Annotated in this window: 20 protein-coding genes; 8 read left to right on the forward strand and 12 right to left on the reverse strand. The window is 71.7% G+C overall.

The genetic code is table 11. The annotated features are described in order from the left end of the window. The first annotated feature begins 36 nt into the window (after window positions 1-36). On the forward strand, window positions 37-1,428 hold the full coding sequence (locus LXN57_RS30670; RefSeq protein WP_251801657.1) for a gamma-glutamyltransferase: 1,392 nt from the start codon (window positions 37-39) through the stop codon (window positions 1,426-1,428). A 15-nt stretch (window positions 1,429-1,443) separates the two neighbouring features. On the opposite strand, the gene LXN57_RS30675 is transcribed toward LXN57_RS30670, so the two are convergent. Continuing rightward, window positions 1,444-2,373 carry an NAD-dependent epimerase/dehydratase family protein gene (locus tag LXN57_RS30675; RefSeq protein WP_251801658.1) on the reverse strand — a complete coding sequence of 310 codons (930 nt, stop codon included), beginning with the start codon at window positions 2,371-2,373 and terminating at the stop codon, window positions 1,444-1,446. Window positions 2,374-2,474: 101 nt separating this feature from the next. On the opposite strand from LXN57_RS30675, the gene LXN57_RS30680 reads away from it, so the two are divergent. Further along, window positions 2,475-3,152, forward strand: coding sequence for a TetR/AcrR family transcriptional regulator (locus LXN57_RS30680; RefSeq protein WP_251801659.1), 678 nt, complete (start codon window positions 2,475-2,477; stop codon window positions 3,150-3,152). 82 nt (window positions 3,153-3,234) lie between these two features. On the opposite strand, the gene LXN57_RS30685 is transcribed toward LXN57_RS30680, so the two are convergent. Next, complete coding sequence (locus LXN57_RS30685; RefSeq protein ID WP_251801660.1) at window positions 3,235-3,546, reverse strand: MGMT family protein; 312 nt, start codon at window positions 3,544-3,546, stop codon at window positions 3,235-3,237. 60 nt (window positions 3,547-3,606) lie between these two features. Here LXN57_RS30685 and proB point away from each other — a divergent pair, with 60 nt between their 5' ends. Further along, window positions 3,607-4,719 carry a glutamate 5-kinase gene (gene proB, locus LXN57_RS30690; protein ID WP_251801661.1) on the forward strand — a complete coding sequence of 371 codons (1,113 nt, stop codon included), beginning with the start codon at window positions 3,607-3,609 and terminating at the stop codon, window positions 4,717-4,719. A 24-nt stretch (window positions 4,720-4,743) separates the two neighbouring features. Further along, window positions 4,744-5,991: a glutamate-5-semialdehyde dehydrogenase gene (locus LXN57_RS30695; protein WP_251801662.1), complete on the forward strand. Its 1,248-nt coding sequence runs from the start codon at window positions 4,744-4,746 to the stop codon at window positions 5,989-5,991. Between the two features lie 51 nt (window positions 5,992-6,042). Here LXN57_RS30695 and LXN57_RS30700 read toward each other — a convergent pair whose 3' ends face one another. The 5 genes from LXN57_RS30700 to LXN57_RS30720 all read right to left on the reverse strand — a co-directional run bounded on the left by LXN57_RS30700 (window position 6,043) and on the right by LXN57_RS30720 (window position 12,593). Next, entirely contained in the window at window positions 6,043-6,849 is an 807-nt protein-coding gene (locus tag LXN57_RS30700) for a prenyltransferase/squalene oxidase repeat-containing protein (RefSeq protein WP_251801663.1), read from the reverse strand. 136 nt (window positions 6,850-6,985) lie between these two features. Then, window positions 6,986-8,167, reverse strand: a complete 1,182-nt coding sequence (gene moeZ, locus LXN57_RS30705) for an adenylyltransferase/sulfurtransferase MoeZ (protein WP_251801664.1) — start codon at window positions 8,165-8,167, stop codon at window positions 6,986-6,988. A gap of 117 nt (window positions 8,168-8,284) precedes the next feature. Further along, window positions 8,285-9,148 (reverse strand): DUF3152 domain-containing protein, encoded by an 864-nt coding sequence (locus LXN57_RS30710; protein WP_251801665.1) that lies wholly within the window; start codon window positions 9,146-9,148, stop codon window positions 8,285-8,287. Between the two features lie 74 nt (window positions 9,149-9,222). After that, a complete protein-coding gene (locus tag LXN57_RS30715; RefSeq protein WP_251801666.1) occupies window positions 9,223-10,185 on the reverse strand; it encodes an alpha/beta hydrolase in 963 nt (320 codons plus the stop codon). Then, window positions 10,182-12,593, reverse strand: coding sequence for a hypothetical protein (locus LXN57_RS30720; RefSeq protein ID WP_251801667.1), 2,412 nt, complete (start codon window positions 12,591-12,593; stop codon window positions 10,182-10,184). Before LXN57_RS30720 ends, LXN57_RS30715 begins: the two co-directional genes overlap by 4 nt. Window positions 12,594-12,747: 154 nt before the next feature. On the opposite strand from LXN57_RS30720, the gene LXN57_RS30725 reads away from it, so the two are divergent. From LXN57_RS30725 to LXN57_RS30735, 3 genes are all read left to right on the forward strand, one after another. After that, a complete protein-coding gene (locus LXN57_RS30725; protein ID WP_221376930.1) occupies window positions 12,748-13,407 on the forward strand; it encodes a TetR/AcrR family transcriptional regulator in 660 nt (219 codons plus the stop codon). 37 nt (window positions 13,408-13,444) lie between these two features. Continuing rightward, window positions 13,445-13,669 (forward strand): DUF3107 domain-containing protein, encoded by a 225-nt coding sequence (locus tag LXN57_RS30730; protein WP_221376931.1) that lies wholly within the window; start codon window positions 13,445-13,447, stop codon window positions 13,667-13,669. A 257-nt stretch (window positions 13,670-13,926) separates the two neighbouring features. Continuing rightward, entirely contained in the window at window positions 13,927-15,768 is a 1,842-nt protein-coding gene (locus LXN57_RS30735) for a DEAD/DEAH box helicase (RefSeq protein ID WP_251801668.1), read from the forward strand. Window positions 15,769-15,891: 123 nt separating this feature from the next. On the opposite strand, the gene LXN57_RS30740 is transcribed toward LXN57_RS30735, so the two are convergent. Both LXN57_RS30740 and LXN57_RS30745 read right to left on the reverse strand, forming a co-directional pair. Further along, on the reverse strand, window positions 15,892-16,191 hold the full coding sequence (locus LXN57_RS30740) for a DUF2470 domain-containing protein (protein WP_251801669.1): 300 nt from the start codon (window positions 16,189-16,191) through the stop codon (window positions 15,892-15,894). Further along, window positions 16,188-16,862, reverse strand: coding sequence for a biliverdin-producing heme oxygenase (locus LXN57_RS30745; protein ID WP_251801670.1), 675 nt, complete (start codon window positions 16,860-16,862; stop codon window positions 16,188-16,190). The genes LXN57_RS30740 and LXN57_RS30745 overlap by 4 nt, the downstream gene beginning before the upstream one ends. A 133-nt stretch (window positions 16,863-16,995) precedes the next feature. Here LXN57_RS30745 and LXN57_RS30750 point away from each other — a divergent pair, with 133 nt between their 5' ends. Continuing rightward, complete coding sequence (locus LXN57_RS30750) at window positions 16,996-18,138, forward strand: class I SAM-dependent methyltransferase (protein WP_251801671.1); 1,143 nt, start codon at window positions 16,996-16,998, stop codon at window positions 18,136-18,138. On the opposite strand, the gene LXN57_RS30755 is transcribed toward LXN57_RS30750, so the two are convergent. Genes LXN57_RS30755 through LXN57_RS30765 form a run of 3 tightly spaced genes read right to left on the reverse strand, consistent with a single transcriptional unit; the run spans window position 18,135 to window position 19,731 of the window. Next, window positions 18,135-19,178, reverse strand: coding sequence for a DUF8832 domain-containing protein (locus tag LXN57_RS30755; protein ID WP_251801672.1), 1,044 nt, complete (start codon window positions 19,176-19,178; stop codon window positions 18,135-18,137). The two genes, LXN57_RS30750 and LXN57_RS30755, sit on opposite strands and share 4 nt — an antisense overlap. Continuing rightward, window positions 19,171-19,383: a heavy-metal-associated domain-containing protein gene (locus LXN57_RS30760; RefSeq protein ID WP_251801673.1), complete on the reverse strand. Its 213-nt coding sequence runs from the start codon at window positions 19,381-19,383 to the stop codon at window positions 19,171-19,173. Before LXN57_RS30760 ends, LXN57_RS30755 begins: the two co-directional genes overlap by 8 nt. A gap of 42 nt (window positions 19,384-19,425) precedes the next feature. Continuing rightward, window positions 19,426-19,731, reverse strand: a complete 306-nt coding sequence (locus LXN57_RS30765; RefSeq protein WP_221376937.1) for a metal-sensitive transcriptional regulator — start codon at window positions 19,729-19,731, stop codon at window positions 19,426-19,428. Window positions 19,732-19,756: the final 25 nt, after the last annotated feature.

Genomic DNA, 19,756 nt, shown 5'->3' on the forward strand with positions numbered 1-19,756 from the left:
AACCATGATCATGCGATGACGCCTACGCTTCGCCAGATGAAAAAGGTTGCGGCCGGGGTCGCGGCGAGCCACCCGGCCACGGCCGAGGCGGGGCTGCGGGTTCTGCGGGACGGGGGCACGGCGGCCGACGCGGCCGTGGCGGCGGTGCTGGCCTGCTGCGCCAGCGAGACGATCTACACCGGACTGGGCGGCGGCGGGTTCGCGACGTACTTCGACGCGAGCACCGGCCGGGCCACCTGCCTCGACTTCTTCGTCTCGGTGCCGGGCACCGACGGTGACCGGCAGGCAGGTCCCATGGTCGCCATCGATGTGTTCTTCGGCGGCATGCCGCAGGTCTACTCGATCGGCGGCGCCAGCGTCGCGGTCCCGGGCGTGCCGGCCGGCTGCGGCGAGGTGCACCGGCGTTGGGGCCGGCTGCCGTGGGCCGAGGTCGTGCAGCCGGCGGTCGAACTGGCGACCAGCGGCGTACCGGTGCCGGCAGCGCACGCGCTGACCCTCGACTCCTGCGCGCCGGCGCTGGCGTGGGGTGAGGGCGCTTCCGTCTACACGCCCCACGGCCGCCGGCTCCGGGGCGGCGACCTGCTGTTCCACGATGGACTGGGCCGGGCGATGACCACGCTGGCCGAGGCCGGGCCGCAGGTTTTCTACACCGGTGAGTACGCCGGGGTCATGGTCGACACGGTCCGTGCTGCCGGGGGCAGCCTGGGGCTGCGGGATCTGGCGGAATACCAGGTGCTCGACACGCCGGTCGACCACGCGACGCTGGCCGGACATCGGGTGCTCGCGCGCCACGACCTCAACCGCACTGTCGACACGATCGCGGGGCTGCCGGCCGACCTGTCCCGTCCCGGGCGGGCCGTGAAGGTCGCCGCGGCGCTGCGCGACCAGGGGCGGCAGAAGATCGGCGACACCACCAATGTGTCGGTGGTCGATTCGGACGGGAACGCCTGCGTGATCACCACGACGCTGGGGCTGGGCTCGGGGGTCTGGCTCCCGGGGCTCGGCATCAACCTCAACTCGATGCTGGGCGAGGGCGAGCTCGTGACCGATGACCTGGCGCCGGGCCGCCGGATGTCCTCGAACATGTGCCCGCTCGTAGTGATTTCCCCGGAGGGGGAACTCGCGGTGGCGGCGGGGTCGGCGGGAGCGAGCCGAATCCGCACCGCCCTGGTCGACACGTTGCTCGGGGTGCTGGTCGACGGGCTCGAGATGGCCGAGGCGACCGGGCGGCCGCGCTTCCACGTCGTCGACGACACCGTGCACGTCGAGCCGGGCTACCGGCGGGACGAACTGGGCGCGCTGGCCGCGGCCGGGTGGCGGATCAAGCAGTGGCCGGGGCTCAATCACTACTTCGGCGGGGTCACCGCGGTCGGCCGGGCCGGCGCGGCGGGCGATCCCCGCCGCGACGGCGTCGGTTTCCTTCTCTGAAAATCACCCGCGCGGTCACATCGTGCGGGTGGCGATGGTCTTGGCGTCCTCGACGGTCTCGCGGATGCCGACCTCGATGTCGGTGGGGCGCAGGCCGAAGGTCTGCTCGGTGAGCCCGCTGTCCAGGTGGAACGGGTTGTAGAACTGGTAGTCCATCTCGGCCAGCTCACGTGACATCGGGTGCACCAGGCCGGCCGCGCGCATCACGAAGCGCGGCAGCTTGTTGATCTTTACCCGCGGCCGGCCGGTCAGCGCGCAGTAGCGGTCGGCCAGGTTGCGGATGCTGATCGCGGGGGCGGTCGGCGTGTGCCAGGCCTTGCCCCAGGCGCGCTCGTCGTGCGACAGCTCGACCATCGTGCGGGCCTGATCACCCGTGTAGGTGAAGCTGTGCGGCTGGTGCGGGTCGCCGGGCGCCCAGGCGGCACGACCGGCGTTGATCGCGGGCAGCAGCACCGTAGAGAAGACGCCCACCGCCCCGGCGCCGAGGTAGTCCGAGCCTCGCACCTCGACCGTGCGCACGCCGCTGGCCAGCGCGTCCTGCCACATCTTGATGCGCACCCGGCCCTTGCGGCCGACCGCGGCCAGCGGGCTGTTCTCGGTCATGTGCCCGCCGGGCTGCGGGCCGTAGCCGTACAGGTTGCCGGTGATCACGTAGACCGCGCCGGCCGCCCTGGTCGCGGCGATCATGGCGTCGTTCAGGGGGAACCAGAGCTTCTCCCACTCCGTGTACTTCGGGTTCGCGCAGTTGTAGAGCGTCACGGCGTCCTGGGTGAGCTCGGTGAGGCGGCGGGCATCGGCGGCGTCCGCGGCGACCCGCTCGATCAGCGGATGGGCCGGGCCGCCACCGCTACGGGTGACCATGCGGACACGCTCGCCGCGCTCGGCGAGAAGACGGGCGACCGACGAACCGATCGGGCCGGAGCCGACGACAACGTGGTTCGACATGCTGTTCTCCCTTGTGAGCACTGCTCTCTTACAGGAGCAACGATGCCATGCGTACGAGGAGAAAGCAAGAGCACTGCTCTCGTTGTGGCACACTGGCCTGCATGAGCGCCTCCGGAGTACGGGCTCGCGTGCGGGCCGAGATGACCGAAGAGATCAAGGCCGTGGCCCGCCGGCACCTCGCCACTGACGGGGCGAACCTGTCGCTGCGCGCGGTCGCGCGGGACATGAGCATGGCCTCGTCGGCGGTCTACCGGTACTTCGCGAGCCGCGACGAGTTGCTGACCGCGCTGATCATCGATGCCTACAATTCCGTGGGCGAGGCCGCGGAACTGGCCACGACCGGGGGGAACGCACTCGAGCGCTTCCTGTCCCTGGCTCACGCCGTACGGGATTGGGCCCTCGCCGATCCGCACCAGTGGGCCCTGATCTACGGCAGCCCGGTCCCCGGCTACCAGGCCCCGCAGGACACGATCGGGCCGGCCACGCGGGTGATCCTGCTGATCGCGGACGTGGTCCGGAAGGCGTACGAGAACGGCGAGGTCGCCGACCGGCAGCCGATCACCGGCCGGTTCGCCGAGGAGTTCGCCGCAGTCGCCGAGCGGTTCACCCCGGGTGCGCCGCCACGACTGGTCGCCGCCTCCCTGTCGGCCTTCGTGCAGATGAGCGGCGCCATCAGCGCCGAGTTGTTCGGGCAGCTCAACAATTCGGTCGACGAGGACCGGCGCGGCTTCTTCGAGTATCAGATGCGCGGCGCGGCGTACCTCATCGGCTGGGAATAGCAGCCCGCAGCACGTGCCCGCCGGTGCGCCGCCCGATAGCGGGCCGCACTCATCGCCGTACGGCTGGGCTGACCCTTTTCCATCAGGACAGACCAGGCTGCCACGAGGCGAGAGCCATGTTCACGTGCTCGCCCTTCAGCGGAACGCCCTCGGACAGTAGCCGCTGGCGGGCCTCCTGTTCGTGCCCGGGTGGCATGCGACCCGCGCTGTTCACGACCCGGTGCCACGGGACCGCGCCCCCGTGCCGGGCCATGATCGAACCGACGAGGCGGGCGGAGTTGCGGCCCGAGCGGTCGGCCAGGGAATCGGCGACCGCCCCGTACGACATCACCCGGCCCTGCGGGATCCGCTCAACGAGTGAAAGCACCTCTTCGACGTACTCCTGCGGTGTCACCCGGGCCACGATATGGGATCTCAGGCCGGGTACGCGGGGACAGCCGAGCACAATTGGCCGGTGCGCGAACTGGTGACCGGTGCGCGGCGGATCGTCGTCAAGGTGGGTTCCTCCTCGCTGACCACGGCCGCCGGCGGAATCGACGAGCGGCGCGTCGACAGTCTTGTCGACGTGCTGGGCGGGCTCGCCTCGGGCGGGCGTGAGGTGGTGCTGGTGTCCAGCGGCGCGATCGCCGCCGGCCTGGCCCCGCTGAACCTGCCGCGCCGGCCGCGCGACCTGGCTACTCAGCAGGCAGCCGCGTCGGTGGGGCAGGGCCTGCTCATCGGGCGGTACGCGGCGGGCCTGGCCCGGCACGGCCTGACCGTCGGCCAGGTGCTGCTCACGGTCGACGACGTGACCCGCCGCGCGCACTACCGCAACGCGTACCGGACGCTGCGCAAGCTCCTCGACCTGGGCGCGCTGCCGATCGTCAACGAGAACGACACGGTCGCCACCGAGGAGATCCGGTTCGGCGACAACGACCGCCTCGCCGCCCTGGTGGCCGCGCTGGTGCAGGCCGACCTGCTCGTGCTGCTGTCCGACGTCGACGCGCTCTACACCGGTAACCCGTCCGACCCGTCGTCCCGCAAGATTCCGTACGTGGTGCACGACTCCGACCTGGAGGGCGTCAACATCGCCACGCCGAGCCGGTCCAAGGTCGGCACCGGCGGCATGGTCACCAAGGTCGAGGCGGCCCGCATCGCCACCGGCTTCGGCATCCCGGTCGTGCTCACGGCCGCTCCCCTGGCCGGTTCGGCGCTCGCCGGGGACGAGGTCGGCACCCTGTTCAGTCCGGCCGAGCACCGGCCGACGGCCCGGCTCTTCTGGCTCGCGCACGCGACCGCGCCGCGCGGCCGGCTGCATCTCGACCCGGGCGCGGTGGCCGCCGTCGTCGCGCGGCGCAAGTCGTTGCTGCCCGCGGGCATCACCGCGGTCGACGGCTCGTTCGCCGCCGGTGACCCGGTCGACCTGGTCGACGCCGGGTCGGGCGCGCCGGTCGCCCGGGGCCTGGTCAACTACGACGCGGTCGAACTGCCCGCGCTGCTGGGACGCTCCACCCCCGAGTTGGCCGCCGCTCTGGGCCCGGGATATGAACGAGAGGTCGTGCACCGCGACGACCTCGTCCTCCTGTAGAACCGAACCTTTCTGGGGTACGCCATGACGACCGTCCTGCAGCAGGCCGCCGACGCACGCGTGGCTGCCATCGACCTTGCCGCCGCCACCCGATCCGACAAAGACAGGACGCTGCTCCTGATGGCCGACCGCCTGGTCGAGCGCGCGCCCGACATCGTCGCGGCGAACGAGGTCGACGTGACCAACGGGCGCACCGGCGGCCTGTCCGAGGCGATGATCGACCGGCTCACGCTGACCCCGGCGCGGGTCGAGGCGATGGCCGAGGGACTGCGGGAACTGGCCGCGCTGCCCGACCCGGTGGGCGACGTGGTGCGGGGTTCGACCCTGGCCAACGGGCTCGAGTTGCGTCAGGTGCGGGTGCCGTTCGGCGTGGTCGGCATCATCTACGAGGGCCGGCCCAACGTGACCGCCGACGCCGCCGGCATCTGCCTCAAGTCGGGCAACGCGGTGCTGCTGCGCGGCTCGGGCTCGGCGCTCAGCTCCAACGCGGCGATCGTCTCGGTGCTGCGCAAGGCGGTGGCCGACAGCGGCCTGCCGGCCGACACGATCCAGTTGCTCGACGCGACCAGCCGGGACTCGGTCAAGGAGCTCATGCGGGCCCGTGGCCTGGTCGACGTGCTGATCCCACGCGGCGGGGCCTCGCTGATCAAGACGGTGGTCGAGGAGTCCACCGTGCCGGTGATCGAGACCGGTGTCGGCAACTGTCACGTCTATGTGGACGAGGCCGCCGACCTCGAGAAGGCGCTGGCGGTCTCGGTCAACTCGAAGACCCAGCGACTGTCCACCTGCAACACCGCCGAGTCGCTGCTCGTGCACGCGGCCATCGCCGACCGGTTCCTGCCGCTGGTGCTGCCCGAGCTGGCCGAGGCCGGGGTCACCGTGCACGGCGATCCGCGGGTGGCGGCGTACGACCCGGCGGTCGTGCCGGCCACCGAGGAGGACTGGGGCCGCGAGTACCTGTCGGCCGACCTGGCGGTGGCGATCGTCGACTCGCTCGACGACGCGGTCGACCACATCCGCCGCTACGGTTCGGGCCACACCGAGGCCATCGTGAGCGAGTCGGTGACGGCCACGCGGCACTTCACGGCCCGGGTCGACGCGGCCGCGGTGATGGTGAACGCGTCCACCCGGTTCACCGACGGCGGCGAGTTCGGGTTCGGCGCCGAGATCGGCATCAGCACTCAGAAGCTGCACGCCCGGGGGCCGATGGGGCTGCCCGAGCTCACCTCGACGAAGTACGTCGTGACGGGCAACGGCCACATTCGACGGTGACTCCGGTCCGTTCGACGACGGGCGCGCCGCGCGGATCACCATGAACGGGTGTCAGCGGCAGGCGCGCAGCACGGTCAGGGTGGTGTTCACGTCGAAGATCGGGCCCTCGGCGCTGTCCCAGCCGCCGTCGGTGCGCTGGGTCTCGCCGAGGCGCTTGCGGGCGCTCTGGAGCAGCCAGTCGTCGCCCAGGTTGACGCGGCGCAGGGCCGCCGCCATCGAGGCGACGTCGGCCGGGGCCATGTCGGGCAGCCGGTCGCCCAGCACGAGCTGCACCCGCGCCGACTCGTAGAAGTACTGCTGGCCGTAGAGCAGCCCGGCCGCGTGCCAGCCGGCGGCCAGGAACGAGGGCCAGGTGCCGTCGGGCCGGATCTGGTGGACGACCCAGGTGGCTGCGGCGCCCAGCGTGCGGCCGTGCCGGGCCGGCACGTCGAAGTGGGGGTGCGCCTCGTACTCGGCCAGCGTCATCCAGAAGCCGGCCAGGGTGGTGAGATAGAGAGTGGCCTCGGGATCGCCGGGCATCGCCCAGGCCGGGGCCTCGGCGGCGAGCTCCTCGGCCTCCTGCCAGGTGCCGTCCGGACGCTGCACAGCGGCCAGCCAGGCCAGCGCTCGGTCGACCGGCTCGCCGCGCAGGCCGCCGAGGTCGTCGAGCTCGTTGAGACGAAAGCAGGTGGCGTCGATCGAACTGACCGCGCCGTCGGTCGAGGCGGGCCAGCCGCCGGCCTCGGTCTGCCCCTCGACGATCCGGTCGATCACCTGGGGATCCGGGCGCTGACCGGTGCGCAGGTAGGAGAGACGCGCCCGTTCGACAGGGTCGCCGTGCGCGACGACATAACCAGTCGCAGCGTCGATGTCTACCACTCGGGTGACGCTACAACCCGTTGCCGCATTTCGCCGCGCCGTCCTGGCACATGCCCAATAGGTCCGTTCCGTCACTCACCCATCACGCTGAGAAGTCAGGCTCGCGACTTCTCAGCGTGATCGGGCGGTCACGGAATCAGTACGACGGCTGCGAAGGGTCGACCGTGTTGACCCAAGAGACGATGCCGCCCTGGACGTGCACGGCGTCCTTGAAACCGGCCGCCTTGAGAGCCGCCAGCGCCTCGGCCGAGCGCACACCCGACTTGCAGTGCAGCACGATCTGCCTGTCCTGCGGGAAGCGCGCCAGCGCATCGCCCGAAAGGATCTCGCCCTTGGGGATCAGCGTCGCGCCCGGGATGCGGTTGATCTCCCACTCGGCCGGCTCGCGGACGTCGACCAGGAACAGGTCCTTGCCCGAGTCCTGCCAGTCCTTCAGCTCGCGGGCCGTGATGGTCGCGTCGAGCGTGGCCTCTTCGGCCTCGGGCGACACCGCGCCGCAGAAGTCCTCGTAGTCTTCCAGCAGTTCGGTGACGGTGGGGTTCTCACCGCAGAGCGCGCAGTTCGGGTCCTTCCGAACCTTGATCTTGCGGTATTCCATCTCGAGGGCGTCGTAGACCATCAGCCGGCCCACCAGCGGCTCGCCGATGCCGGTCAGCAGCTTGATGGCCTCGTTGACCTGGATCGAGCCGATCGACGCGCACAGCACGCCGAGGACTCCGCCCTCGGCGCAGCTCGGCACCATGCCGGGCGGCGGGGGCTCGGGGTAGAGGCAGCGGTAGCAGGGACCGTGCTCCTCCCAGAAGACGGAGGCCTGGCCGTCGAAGCGGTAGATCGACCCCCAGACGTACGGCTTGCCGAGCAGCACGGCGGCGTCGTTGACCATGTAACGCGTCGCGAAGTTGTCGGTGCCGTCGACGATCAGGTCGTACTGGCTGAAGATCTCTTTGACGTTGTCGACGTCGAGCGCGGTGTTGTGGATGACCACGTTCACCAGCGGGTTGACCTCGCGGATGCTCGCGGCGGCGGACTCGGCCTTGGGCCGGCCGATGTCGGAGACGCCGTGAATGATCTGGCGCTGGAGGTTGGACTCGTCGACGGTGTCGAAGTCGACGATGCCCAGCGTGCCCACACCGGCGGCGGCGAGGTAGAGCAGCGCCGGCGAACCGAGGCCGCCCGCGCCGACGACCAGGACCTTCGAGTTCTTCAGCCGCTTCTGGCCGTCCATCCCGACATCCGGGATGATCAGGTGCCGCGAATAACGGCGGATCTCATCGACGGTCAGCTCTGCGGCCGGCTCGACGAGCGGGGGCAGTGCCACGTTAACTCCCCGGGTTGACGGTAAGGATCGCCCACCATTGTCACTCGCGACGGCCGCGATCGGCCATGACGTTACCCATAGGCCCGGCATGCGGGACGCGGGAATTTTCCCGGCCGTTCACAGCGAAGGGCCGGTCAGCGCCTTTCCCTTGAGGCGCGGCCACGCGTACGCGTGACAGCCGCGCAGCGTGAGGGTCTGCTGCACCATGACCGGGGCCGGGCCGCCGGCCCGCGGGCACCCCTGATGGCGGTGCCCCAGCTCGTGGCCGACCTCGTGGTTGATCACATATTGCCGATAGATCGAGAGGGGAACCTTCGCGGTCACGTACGGGGTCGCCGAGAGCCGCCACCGGTCGAGGTTGATGATCGCCTTCCCGGTGGTCCGGCACGACGTGTACGGGCGCCCGCCGACCCGGATGTTGGTGCCGCCCAGCAGGCACATCCGGCCGGCCGTTTCCCGCGTGGCGAGATACACCGTGAAGTCGGCCGGGTCGGCGCCGCCCACCTTCTGCAGGCGCCATTGCCCGCCGCCGGTCCAGCTGCGCGGGTCCCCGAGGGTGGCCGCGACCTGCCCGGCGAAGTCGGCCGCGTCCTCGTTGCTGCCCTTCTCGACGGCCACCCGGAACCGCCGGAGCTGGCCCTTGCCGCCCACGACGGGACCACGCCCGGCGGCGTACGCGAACTGGCCGGAACCGCGGGTGGGCACCGCGCCCGGCAGTTGCAGGACGGGCTTCGGCGGGGTTTTCGACGGCGAGGCCGAGGGTGGCGGCGACGACGGCGACAGCGATGGCGGCGACGACATGAACGGCGCGGCACTGGGCGGGACCGCCACCGGAGCCGGGTCCTGCTCGATACGCCGGCCCACCGCGAAACCGGCCCCGACGACGATGATCAGCGCGAAGGCGGCCAGCCACCATTTACGCCACCGGTCCGGGCCGGATGGCGGGCGAACGGCGGGCGGCGCAACGGCTTCGTCGATCATCGCCGCCAGCGTCGCATACCGGGCTGAACGGTGTCCGGCCCTGCTGGATCTTATGAGATCCGCGTCGCGCCGGACTATCGCCCGACCGGGGAGTTGATCTCGTCGAGCATGCCCACCACGGCCCGGGCCACCACGCGGGGGACCTCCATCTGGGCGACGTGGCCGACACCGGGCAGCATCAGCAGGCGGGAATCCGGGATCGCGCGGGCCACCTGCATCGGCACCCGCGGGTCGACCAGCTTGTCGTTCAGCCCGCCGACGACCAGCGTCGGCGCCTCGACCCGGGCCGCCAGCCGCCACTGCGAGTTCGCCCCCGGCAGGTAGGCACGCAGGAAGCTGGAGACCAGTCCGCGCAGCGTGCCGAGGTAGGCCTTGGGATAGTGCTCCACGGTGTAACGCAGCCTGATCTCTTCCATCGCCTCGGCGCGACGCTGCGGGGAGACCTTGCGGGTGTCGCCGAAACAGGCGGCCAGCACCTGCTCGGCCATCTCTTCGGCGGTCAGGCGCGAGAACGCCCACCCGAGCACGCGGTCGGCCCGCGGGAGCGCCAGCAACGGCAGCGCACGGGCCTGGGCCGTACGCCGGGGATCGAGAAACGGCATGGCCGGGGAAACCAGCGTCAGCGTACGCACGAGGTCGGGCCGCAGACCGGCCACGCGCACCGCGATCGAACCCCCGAGCGAGTTGCCGACCAGGTGGACCGGCCCCCGCCCGTCGTGCTCGAGATAGCTGATCAGCGTGCCCGCGAACGAGCCGATCGAGTACCGCGGGCTCGGGTCGCTGTAGCCGAAGCCCGGCAGGTCGACCGCCCGGGCGTCGAACCGGTCGGCGAGCAGGCCCGCGAAGTCGGTGAAGTTCTGCGACGACCCGCCCAGTCCGTGCACGTAGACGGCCGGTTCGGCCTCGGGCCGCGTGGCCGGGGTGTCGCGGACATGGAGCATCGCCCCGCCGACGGTGACCCGTCGCGCGGGCCAGGGATCCGGTGCTTCGCCCTCCGGCAGCAGCGAGCTGTCGGGGGCCAGGTTGGCGCCTCTCATCGAGACAAGAGTGCCTCAAGCCGGCGGTTGACCGCGGCCAGCGTGGCCCGGACCATGGCGTGCCGGTCGTCGCTGGTGACCACGGCCGAGCCTGCCAGCTGCTCGACCCAGCCGCCGCACGAGAGCAGCAGCACGACCACGGCGACCTGGGCGGCGCCGAACGGCACAGCGGCCGCGTGCTCGACGAAGCAGCGGGCCGGGCCGTCGGGGTGGTCGGACTCGGCCAGCAGTTCGTCGACCGCGCCGGCCGTCGCCATCGCGCACAGGCGCAGCAGGTAGCCGTCGACGGCGGGCCCGCTGGCCACGCCGGACGCGGTGCGGGCGCCGACGGTGAGCCGGACCTCGACCGTGGCGTCCGAACCGAACGTGTTGACGTGCACGTTCTCGATGACGATGCGCGGGCCGGGGTGTTCGCCGGGATAGAGCGGGCGGGGCGGCCCGAACTCGGAGCCGGTGGGAACGACCTCGGCCGCTTCCTCGGCCTCGGGGGCGAGGCGGGCCGCAGCCGCATGACGGTCGCGGGCCTCACGCTCGCGGGCCTCACGCTCCTTCGTCTCGCGCTCCCGGGTCTCACGGTCCCGGGTCTCACGCTCGCGGGTTTCGCGGTCGCGCGTCCGGGCCTCGAGCTCGCGGGCGGCACGCTCCCGGGCTTCCTGCTCGCGGGTCTCGCGCTCACGCTTCTCGCGGGCCTCGAGTTCCCGCTCGGCCGTCTCGCGTGCTTCCTGTTCACGGGCCTCGCGCTCGCGGGCCGCGGTCGCTTCCGCCCTGTCCTGGGCGGGGGTGTAGAGATCGGCGAGCGACGACCGCAGGGGCGGGGCCGAGATCGGGGGCGCCGGGGCGGGTTCGGCCGGACGGCTGCGGGGCACGAGGGCCGGCGGCGAAACCGGCGCGGAGGCGAGCGCGGCCGGAGCCTCGCCGGGCATCGCGGCGTCGAGGCCCATGCGGTCCTGCAGGAGGCGGGCCACCCGGCGGCTCACCTCGGCCGGGTCCGCGCCCTCGGAGAGATCCAGCCGCAGGCTGTGCGCGCCGGTCGGGGTCTGGCGCAGCGACGCGTCGCGCACCCCCTCGACCTCACGCACCGCGGCCAGGATCGCCTGCACGTCGAAACCTTCCTGCCTTTCCTGAACCGGCAGCACGTCGCCGCGGCGCAGATGGGTGGCGATGCGGGCGAGGGCGGGAGTCTCCGCGGTGGCTTCCACCAGCGGCGGCTCGGGGACGCCCTTGGGCACGTCGGGCTGGGCCGGGACTCGCTGGGGAAGGCCGAGGGTGCTCGGCTCGTCCGGGGGGTCGAGACGGGCGGTGCTCTCGCCGAAACCCGAGTAGGGCGCGGCCGGGTCGTACGGCTTGGGTTCGTACGGCCGGGCGGCGTCGAAGCTGGCCGGCGACTCGTAGGGCGCCGGCGGCTCGTACGCCAGACGGCGCGGAAAGCTGGACGGGTCGTAGGCCGGGCGGGCCGGGCCGGGCTCGTCGGAGGCCACCCGCGGAACGCCCTGCACGGGGGTGCCGCCGCTCAGCGCGTGGCGGGGCGGCTCGGTTGTGGAGTGCTCGGCCGTGCCCCAGTCGGCGCGCCGGCCGCCGGGCGTGGCCGGGCGCACCAGCGGGACAGCGGCCCGCTGGTGGACGACCGGGGAGGCCGGCTCGGGCGGCGCGTCGTCGAGGTCGCCCTCGTAGGGGTAGGGCGGGGCGCTGTTGGGCGTCGGGACGTCGTAGGCGCGCAGCGACGCCGGCCGGGTCGGCGGGATGTCATCACTGCCCGGGCCCGGCGTCACGCTGCCGCTGCCCAGGCCGGGCTCGCGACGGGAGCCCGTGGTCAGCCCGGATTCGCGGCGGGCGCCAGTGTTCAAACCGGGCTCGCGACGGGAGCCGGTGTTCAACCCCGGCTCGCGGCGGTCGCCCGTAGTCAACCCGGGTTCGCGCGGAGCGGCGGAGGACTGTGGGGGCGAGACAGCGGCGTCGGGCGCGGGGGCCGGCTCGGCCGGGCGCGGGGACGCGGGGTGGGGCTGCTCGCCCGGCTGCGTGGTCGGGTTGAGCAGCTCGGAGAAGCGGGACCTGTCCCAGCGGGAACCGCCCGCGGCGGATTCCACGGACGGGGGAATCTCGCCGCTTTTCCGGGCGTCGACAAAACCGGGCGGGGCCGGAGCCGGGGCGGGCGCCGGAATGCTGGAGGCGGGCAGCGCGGAGACCGGCACAGCCGAAGAGGGAAATGCCGGATTACGCGGAAACGAGCGCGTCTCGGCGCCCGGGCGACGCCAGGCCGGCACGTCGGCCTCGGTGTCGACCGTGGAGCCCGGGTAGGACCAGGGACTGTCCGAGGTCGCCCAACCGTTCACCCGAGCGCGCTCACGCGAATCGGCGCCGTTGCCGCTGTCTGCGGCTCCGGCGTCTCCGGAATGCCCTGATTCATCCACCGCGCGCTCCTCGCTTGCCCCCGCTGAGGCTACCGTGTGCTTGCAGTGGCGATAAGTTGCAGCGGCGCGACAATTGCCCATCGACAGCATCACGCGCCGATCCGGGCAATCCGCGCCGGCGAATGGGGTCCGACCCCCTGGAGGTTCGAGAGACATGACCGCTGCGTCCGGTGGAGCTCAGACGGCGCGTCCCACCCGTCTGCCTCGCTCCGCACGCCGTAAGCAGTTGCTCGCGGCGGCTCAGCAGATCTTCGTCGCGCACGGCTACCACGCGGCGGCGATGGATGACATCGCCGAGCGTGCCGGCGTCTCCAAGCCCGTGCTCTACCAGCACTTCCCGGGAAAGCTCGAGCTCTACCTGGCGCTGCTGGACACACACTGCGACGCGATAATCGCCAAGGTTCGCGACGCCATGCTGGCCACGGCCGACAACAAGGAACGGGTCAAGGGCGCCGTCCGGGCGTACTTCGACTTCATGGACCACGAGAGCGAGGCGTTCCGGCTCGTCTTCGAGAGCGACCTGCGCAACGATCCGCAGGTGCGCCAGCGCGTCGAACGGGTCGAGCAGGGCTGCATCGCCGCCGTCACCGACACCATCATCTCGGACACGAACCTGTCGGGCGACGCGGCGCGGTTGCTCGCGTCGGGCCTCGTCGGAGCGGCCGGGCAGTCGGCCCAGTTCTGGCTGGCGAGCGGGCGGCGTACGCCTAAAGCTGAAGCCGAAGCGCTCGTAGCTGCGCTTATCTGGCGGGGAATCGCCAGCTTCCCCCTCCAGGGCGGCGCATCGGGCGGCACCACGGCCGAAATCGGATAGCCTTGCCAGCGGTAGTACCGCGAGAAGGAGGGGCCCCGTGGAGGTCAAGATCGGCGTGCAGCACACGCCGCGTGAGCTGGTGCTCGAGAGCGCGCAGACCCCGGCGGAGGTCGAGCAGGCCGTGACCGAGGCGATGGCCAAGGACAGCGTGCTGTCGCTCACAGACGAAAAGGGCCGCAAGGTGATCATTCCGATCGCCAAGGTGGCCTACGTGGAGATCGCCGATTCGAACCCGCGTCCGTTCGGATTCACCACGCGCTGAGTTAGTCGCCGCAGTCGCGGAGGGCGTCCCCATCGGGGGCGCCCTCCGCGTGCTTTCCGGTCGAAAGTCCGCTCTGAGGTGCGCGATCCCCCGGTCGGGTAGACTAGGCCCGTTGCCGTCGACGTCGATCTCTACCGATCGCCGCGGCAACCCGCGCGTGCGGCCCGCTTTTTCCAGCGAGCGTGTGGCCCGCGCCCTATCCAGACCGCGCCCAAAGACTTCGACGGGCGCACCACGAGAGGCACCCGTAAAACTTCATGACCGACAACATCGAGATCACCGAACCCGCACTGGTACCAGTGACCAACCGCGCGCCGGTCCGCCCGGACAGCCCCACCTTTGCCGAGCTGGGTGTCCGCGCCGAGACCGTAGAAGCGCTGGCCAAGGCGGGGATCACCCACGCCTTCGCCATCCAGGAATACGCCCTTCCGATCGCCATGCGCGGCACCGACCTGATCGGCCAGGCCCCGACCGGCACCGGCAAGACCCTCGGCTTCGGCCTGCCGATGCTCGAGCGCGTGACCGCCCCCTCCGAGGGCGCCGACGGCCGCCCGCAGGCGCTCATCGTCGTCCCCACCCGTGAGCTCGGCCTCCAGGTGGCCCGCGACCTCGCCGCGGCCGGCAGCACCCGCGGCATCCGGGTCCTGCCGATCTACGGTGGCGTGGCCTACGAGCCGCAGGTCGACGTGCTCAAGAAGGGCGTCGAGATCCTGGTCGGCACGCCCGGCCGCCTGCTCGACCTGGCCAAGCAGAAGCAGCTCAAGCTCGACACGGTCCGGACGCTCGTGCTCGACGAGGCCGACCGAATGCTCGACCTGGGCTTCCTCGAGGACGTCGAGAAGATCCTGGCGATGATCCCGGGCGAGCGGCAGACCATGCTGTTCTCGGCGACCATGCCCGACCCGATCGTCGCCCTGTCGCGCCGCTTCCTGCGCCACCCGGTGACGATCCACGCCGGCCACACCACCGACAGCGGACCGTCGCCGCTGACCAAGCAGGTCGTCTACCGCACCCACCCGCTCAACAAGGTCGAGATGGTGGCCCGCATTCTGCAGGCGCGCGACCGCGGCCTCACGATGATCTTCACCCGTACCAAGCGGGCCGCCGACCGGCTGGCCGAGGATCTCGACTTCCGTGGTTTCGCGGTGGCCGCGGTGCACGGCGACCTCAACCAGGGCGCCCGCGAGCGGGCCCTGCGCGCGTTCCGCAGCGGCAAGATCGACGTGCTCGTCGCCACCGACGTCGCGGCCCGTGGCCTGGACGTCTCCGGCGTCACCCACGTGATCAACTACGACTGCCCGGAAGACCCCGAGACCTACACGCACCGCATCGGCCGCACCGGCCGGGCCGGCGCGACCGGCGTCGCGGTGACCTTCGTCGACTGGGAGGACATGCCGCGCTGGGTCCTCATCGACAAGTCGATGGGGCTGAGCATGCCGCAACCGCCCGAGACCTACCACACGAGCCCGGCGCTCTTCAGCGATCTGGACATCCCCACCGACGTGACGAGCACGCTGCCGACCGCCGACCGCAGCCGGGTCGGCCTGTCCGCCGAGATCGAGGAAGACCTGGGCGGCAGCAGCCGCCGCGGTCGCCGCGAGACCGGTAGCCGGCCCCGCAACGACCGCGGCGGCCGGTCCCGTGGCGGTTCCTCGCCCGCGTCCTCCGGTTCGTCCGGCCCCGCCGGATCCTCGCCCTCCGCCGACGACGAGGGCGGCGAGCGGCCCAAGCGCCAGCGGCGCCGTCGCCGGGTCGGCGAGGAGGCCCCGGCCGGCGCCGAGGGAACAGCTGTCGACGCTCCGGTCCGGTCCGAGGGCGAGACCGAGGGCGACGCCCCGGCGGCCGCTCCTCGGACGCGGTCCCGCCGTCGCGTGGTGACCCCGGAGTTCTCCGACGGCTCGGCGGAATCAGACGCACCGGAATCCGCGGACTCATCGGACTCGTCGGACGATTCGGACCCCACTGCCCCTCGCCGCCGGCGGCGTCGGGGCGGGCGCGGCAGCCGTGGTTCCGGCTCCGGTTCCGAGTCGGCCGGGGCCGAGGCGGCGCCGGCCGACATGAGCGGCGGATCGGAAGCCGGCGTCGGCACGACCGCCTGACGTTCGTACGGGAAAGCCCTTCAGCCCTGACGGGCTGGAGGGCTTTCTCAGCTCCGGATACGCCTGAAGGGCCTGTTCACAACTGGGCCTCGCCGCAGCCCCGGCGCCGTTATGGAACAGGCCTCAGTGGTGGGGCTCGACGCCCAGCTCGGCACAGGCTTCGCGGTACATGCGGACGGCCTCGGCGCGCACCTGGCGGCGCTCGGTGAGTCGCTCGGAGAAGGGGACACGCACCGGCACCTCGATGCCGTCGACCACCGCGTGGAACTCCATCGCGTCGGCGTCCAGGCCGGACATGCGGGCCGCGGTGGCCGACGGCATGCCACCGAGCGCACGCACGATCAGCACGTTGTCGTCGGCGTGGTCGTCGTTCATGTGCCGGGCGATCTGCTCGGCCACCTCGGGCGGGAACGGATCCGTCACTTCTGCGCTCCCTGGGACCAGCGGCTCTGGAGCTCACTCAGGACGCCGATGTTGAGCCGGTAGGCCTCGGTGACCTCGGCGATGAACTCGTCCTGCTCGGGGCGCGACCAGGGCACCGAATCGAGCAGGACGCGGTAGTGGTTCTTGAACGACATCGGGTCGACGCCGGCGAAGATGAAGAAGCGGTGGCCGTCGGTGGCGGGCAGACCGTAGGACCGGGCGATCGCCGGGCCCAGATACTGCCCGCCGGAGAGGTCGCCGATGTAGCGCGTGTACTGGTGCGCGACGAAACCGGTGGCCGCGCGGTGGGCCACGTCGCGCAGGCGCGTGCAGTAGGTCGTGGTGGCGGGCAGCGCGAACAGGTGGTCGGCCCATCGCGGCCCGTACAGAAACTGCAGGTCGGCTTCGAGGGACGGCAGCCGGCGCAGTTCGGGGAAGAGGAACGTGGCGACCACCGGGTCGTCGGCCATCGTGGTGGCGGCCGACTCGAGCGCCTCGTAGATGAACCAGTGCTGCGCGGTCAGGTCGGCGTACGCCTCCCACGGCAGCTGACCCGCGGCCAGCGAGTCGAGAAAGCCGCTGCGCTGGGCCGCGTCATGCGCACCGACTGTGTTGCGGCGCACACGAACGGAGAGCCGGTCGGTCCCCGGCGGATCGGCCATCAACGACATCGGTCAGGCACCTCTTTCCCGGCCCGGTCAGCCTATCCATGGATCCACCGGCCACCGACGGCACCTCACGCCGCGTGTGCGGCGGGATCTTACGCCGCGTGGGTTTCCGGAAAGCGCGCGGCAGAATGGAGACATGCCACAACAGCTCGCCGACGCCCTGTCCGAAGTCCGAGATCTGCTGCTGACGCCCGGATTGACCCGTGCCGTCGCGGCCGGCCGCCGCCGTGGTTTCACTCCTTCGGTGACCAGGGCCGAGATCAGGCCGGTGACGCTGAAGGGTGGACCCCGACTCCAGATCGTGACGGACGACGGCGCACGGCCCTTCACCCGTAACGTCACCGCGGGCGACGAGGCGGCCACCGCCGTCGATGAGCTGCTCGCCGAGCCGTTCGGCAACTGGCACGTCGAGACCGCGTCGGTCACGCTGCAACTGCGCGTAACCAAGAAGGGTGACGCTCAGGTACATCGGGCGGCCCCGTCGAGCCCCGCGGGCGTGCCGGTCGACGGCCACGACCGGCCGAAGCAGTGGCTGCTCGACCCGGGTGACCCGCTGTTCGAGGTGATCGGCGGCAACGCGGCCAAGCGGCGCCAGATCGACGCCTTCCTGCGAGCGCTGGCGGCCACGCTGCCCGACGAGCTGCCGTCGCCGCTACGCGTGGTCGACCTGGGCTGCGGCAACGCGTATCTGACGTTCGCCGCCTACCGCTATCTGGCCGGGCGCGGTGTGCCGGTCCAGGTCGTCGGGGTCGATGTGCGCGAAGACCAGCGCGTACGCAACACCGCCGTCGCCGCCTCGCTCGGCTGCGCCGACGACGTGACCTTCGTGGCCGGCACGATCGAAGAGGCCACGCTGCCGTTCGAGCCCGACCTGGTGCTCGCCCTGCACGCCTGCGACACCGCCACCGACCAGGCGCTGGCCCGGGCCGTGGAGTGGCAGGCGCAGTGGGTGCTGGCCGCGCCATGCTGCCACCACGACATCGCCGCCCAGCTCAAGGGCCACCCCGCGCCGGCCCCGTTCGGCGAGCTGACCCGGCACGCGATCATACGGGAGCGCTTCGCCGACGTGCTGACCGACTCGCTGCGGGCGGCGCTGCTACGCCTGAACGGCTACAAGGTCGAGGTGGTCGAGTTCATCGACTCGGCACACACCCCGCGCAACCTGCTCCTGCGGTCCCGGCGCACATCGACGCCGCCCACGGCCGCCCAGCAGGCCGAGTACGAGGCGCTGACCACCGAATGGGGCGTGACTCCCGCGCTTGAGAAGATGCTGCGTTAGTCGACCTTCAGCGACCATTCCGCGGTGTGGACCCGGCCGGCCACCTGGAAGTCGAAGAACATGCGGTAGCTGCCGCTGCTGGGGGCGGTGAGCCAGAACTTCACCTTGCCGTCGACGAGCGTGGCCTCGGGGTGGACGTGCACGTAGGCGAGATCGCCCTCGCGCATGACGACGAGGTGGCCGAACGCGCCCAGATAGGGGTCGAGCTCGGCGGTCTTGCCGTCGGCCCCGGTCACGGTCATCAGCAGCGGCTGCGTCGCCTCGGTGCCGGGCGTGCCCTCGTACGAGACGGTGAAGCCGTCCGGGTTGTCGCTGCGTGCCGGAGCGGGCAGCGGCCGCGGCGTGTAGTTCCCGGCCACAGTCAGGTCGCTGCCCAGGGTGGTCGCCACCTGCTGCCCGCCGACGATCGCGGTGAAGTCGGCGATCATCCGGTAGATCCCCGGTTCGGCCAGCGTGAGGTCTGTTTCCCAGGTGCCGTCGGCCGCCATGGTCGGGTGCAGGTGCTGGAACCCGGTCAGGTCCCGCCGCACGACGATCAGATGCAGGGGCTTGTCGTGCACCACCGCGTACGTCGTGACCGGCGCGCCCCCCGCCCCGGCCACCCGGAAGCGGAGCGGCTGCGCCCGCCCGGCCGAAAAGGTCGTCGCCTCGGGCGCCAGCGTGAGCCCGCCCGAGCTGAGCGAGAGCCCGCCGACGGCCGCCCCCATCGGCATCGCCGACCCTGCCCGCACCGAGCTGCCGTCCGCGTTGTGGGCGTGCGGCTGGTTCTCGTCGACCGCCGTGCTGGGCATGGCCATGCCCGGCATGGCGGCCCCGGTCTGCGTTCCCGCCGCCGGCGGCGCCGAGGCCGAGGTCGTCGAGTTGTTCAGCCGGCCCAGCCCGTAACCGGCGAAGAGCACCACGACCAGCACCGCCCCGAACGCGGCCAGCCGGAAACCGGCCTTGTCCCCCACCGGCGTCTCGCTTGGGGGGCCCTCGGCGGCGACGGCCTCGTCGACCGAGACCGCCGGACCCGCGTCGCTGGGGGAGGCGTCAGGCATTCGCAAGCTCGTAGCCGGCCTCGTCCACCGCCGCGCGCACCGCGTCGTCGGCGAGCGGGGCCTCGCTGGTCACGGTGACCGCGCCCGAGGCGAGATCGACCTGCACGTCGTCCACGCCGGGCAGGGCCGACAGTTCGCCGGTCACCGCTTGCACGCAGTGCCCGCAGGTCATCCCGGTCACGGTGTAGGTGCTGGTCACAGCCATGGTTATGCCTTTCAGAACGGGTTCTCGCCGACGGGCTCCGTCTCAGGAACGGACGAGCCGGGCAATCGCGTCCGACGCCTCTTTGACCTTGGCGGTCGGGTCGCCGGCCCGGGCCGCGTCGACGACGCAGTGGGCCAGGTGATCCTCGAGCAGCCCCACGGCCACCGCCTGAAGCGCGCTCTTGGCGGCCGAGATCTGGGTCAGGACGTCGATGCAGTACGTGTCCTCGTCGACCATGCGCTGGAGACCACGGATCTGCCCCTCGATGCGCCGGAGGCGGCCGAGCAGCGCAGCCTTGTCACCCGAATAGCCATGCGGACCGTGCTGCGGTGCGGACTCGTCGGACATGACGCCAGCATACCCCCTCCCCGTA

The sequence above is a fragment of the Paractinoplanes hotanensis genome (genome assembly GCF_023717965.1).
Taxonomy (GTDB): domain Bacteria; phylum Actinomycetota; class Actinomycetes; order Mycobacteriales; family Micromonosporaceae; genus Actinoplanes; species Actinoplanes polyasparticus.

Coding starts and splice junctions, on each gene's coding strand:
- LXN57_RS30670 (WP_251801657.1), top strand. CDS start 37: ATGAAAAAGGTTGCGGCCGGGGTCGCGGCGAGCCACCCGGCCACGGCC.
- LXN57_RS30760 (WP_251801673.1), bottom strand. CDS start 19,383: ATGGCTGTGACCAGCACCTACACCGTGACCGGGATGACCTGCGGGCAC.
- LXN57_RS30755 (WP_251801672.1), bottom strand. CDS start 19,178: ATGCCTGACGCCTCCCCCAGCGACGCGGGTCCGGCGGTCTCGGTCGAC.
- LXN57_RS30745 (WP_251801670.1), bottom strand. CDS start 16,862: ATGTCGTTGATGGCCGATCCGCCGGGGACCGACCGGCTCTCCGTTCGT.
- LXN57_RS30680 (WP_251801659.1), top strand. CDS start 2,475: ATGAGCGCCTCCGGAGTACGGGCTCGCGTGCGGGCCGAGATGACCGAA.
- LXN57_RS30695 (WP_251801662.1), top strand. CDS start 4,744: ATGACGACCGTCCTGCAGCAGGCCGCCGACGCACGCGTGGCTGCCATC.
- LXN57_RS30765 (WP_221376937.1), bottom strand. CDS start 19,731: ATGTCCGACGAGTCCGCACCGCAGCACGGTCCGCATGGCTATTCGGGT.
- LXN57_RS30675 (WP_251801658.1), bottom strand. CDS start 2,373: ATGTCGAACCACGTTGTCGTCGGCTCCGGCCCGATCGGTTCGTCGGTC.
- LXN57_RS30715 (WP_251801666.1), bottom strand. CDS start 10,185: ATGAGAGGCGCCAACCTGGCCCCCGACAGCTCGCTGCTGCCGGAGGGC.
- LXN57_RS30735 (WP_251801668.1), top strand. CDS start 13,927: ATGACCGACAACATCGAGATCACCGAACCCGCACTGGTACCAGTGACC.
- LXN57_RS30750 (WP_251801671.1), top strand. CDS start 16,996: ATGCCACAACAGCTCGCCGACGCCCTGTCCGAAGTCCGAGATCTGCTG.
- LXN57_RS30725 (WP_221376930.1), top strand. CDS start 12,748: ATGACCGCTGCGTCCGGTGGAGCTCAGACGGCGCGTCCCACCCGTCTG.
- LXN57_RS30710 (WP_251801665.1), bottom strand. CDS start 9,148: ATGATCGACGAAGCCGTTGCGCCGCCCGCCGTTCGCCCGCCATCCGGC.